Here is a 1,334-nt window from a genome sequence, read left to right on the forward strand (position 1 = left end):
GGGTTATAGGCAAGAAAGTGTGTCCGTTTTAGGGGTGTAAGGGCAGGTCAAACCCTCGATAAACCATCGTTTAAATTTCGGAGGCAGGTTTAAGTGCCTGGCAAGAATGTGTGTCCGCTTTCGACTTGACACCGCAGGTCAGAGGCCGTAAACCGCCCTCTTAAATTCCGTGGTTCAATCACGGGATGAAGAAGATACTGTGCCCTGCGTGCGGGGGCGACACGAAACGCAACGGGAAGACCTCGTCGGGGGCGACTCGTTGGCGCTGCAAGGCATGCGGCGCATCCACCACGCAACGTTACGACAACGAGCCTAAACTGCTAGAGCTGTTCCTGAGGTGGCTGCTCTCGAAAAAGACCCAAGGCGAGTTCGGCATGCCCGGACGCACCTTCCGGCATCTCACGAATAAGTTCTGGGACCTGTGGCCCGTGGCTCCTGTCTGTGACGAGGTCCACCACGTGGTGGAGGTGGATGGCCTTTGGCTGGGGCGCGACGTCGTGATTATGATCGCCTGCACCGAGAAGCACGTGATCGGCTGGCATCTAGCGAGAAGCGAGAACGCGCAGGCGTGGGCGGCGCTCATGGCGCGCATAGCCCCTCCCGACGTCGTGATTACCGATGGCGGAAAGGGGTTCGAGAAGGCGAGACGCGCCGTGTGGCCGAACACACGCGTGCAGCGCTGCGTCTTCCATGCGTTCTGTCAGGTGAAGCGCCAGACCACGACCAGGCCGCGGCTCCAGGCGGGCGTTGAGCTCTATGGCATCGCCAAGAAGCTCATGCGCATAGGTAGCCTCAACGAAGCTGCGGAGTGGCTTGCGGGCTTCTCTAATTGGTGCACGGCATGGGAAGGATTCCTAAAGGAAAAAGAGGTGGTTGACGGGCGGATCCGCTACAAGCACGAGAGGCTGCGCACTGCGCGCGGCGGGCTTCTGAAGCTTTGTAGGGCCGGTACCCTATTCACCTATCTCGACGAAGGCTTGCTCGAGGGAGGACCTGTTCCGGCGACTACGAACAGGATCGAAGGCGGCGTGAACGCCCAGATCCGCCACATGCTGCGAGAGCATCGGGGATTGAGGCTGACGAGGCGCGTCAAGGCGGCGTTCTGGTGGTGCTATATGGACCTTGAAGCCCGTGCAAGCCCGAAAGAGATCCTGAAGGAAATGCCGACGGACGTCCTGATTGCTGAGTTTTATCGAGCAGCTGCCGAAGCTAGCGAAAAAGATGAAGCGGTGGGGCGCTGGGGCACTGCTGTGCAATGGAATGACCTGCATGCAAGCGGCCCTTATCGCATGGATTACGATTAGGCTCTGGACACACTTTCTTGCCTATAACCC

General features: G+C 59.1%; 1 protein-coding gene. It reads left to right on the top strand.

The window, feature by feature from the left end; all coding sequences use genetic code 11:
• The first annotated feature begins 185 nt into the window (after nucleotides 1–185).
• Complete coding sequence (locus GT590_RS14230; protein ID WP_009307321.1) at nucleotides 186–1,304, top strand: IS256-like element ISEle1 family transposase; 1,119 nt, start codon at nucleotides 186–188, stop codon at nucleotides 1,302–1,304.
• Nucleotides 1,305–1,334 lie beyond the last annotated feature (30 nt).

The organism is Eggerthella sp. BIOML-A1, from assembly GCF_009875595.1.
In the GTDB taxonomy this organism is placed as follows: Bacteria; Actinomycetota; Coriobacteriia; order Coriobacteriales; family Eggerthellaceae; genus Eggerthella; species Eggerthella lenta.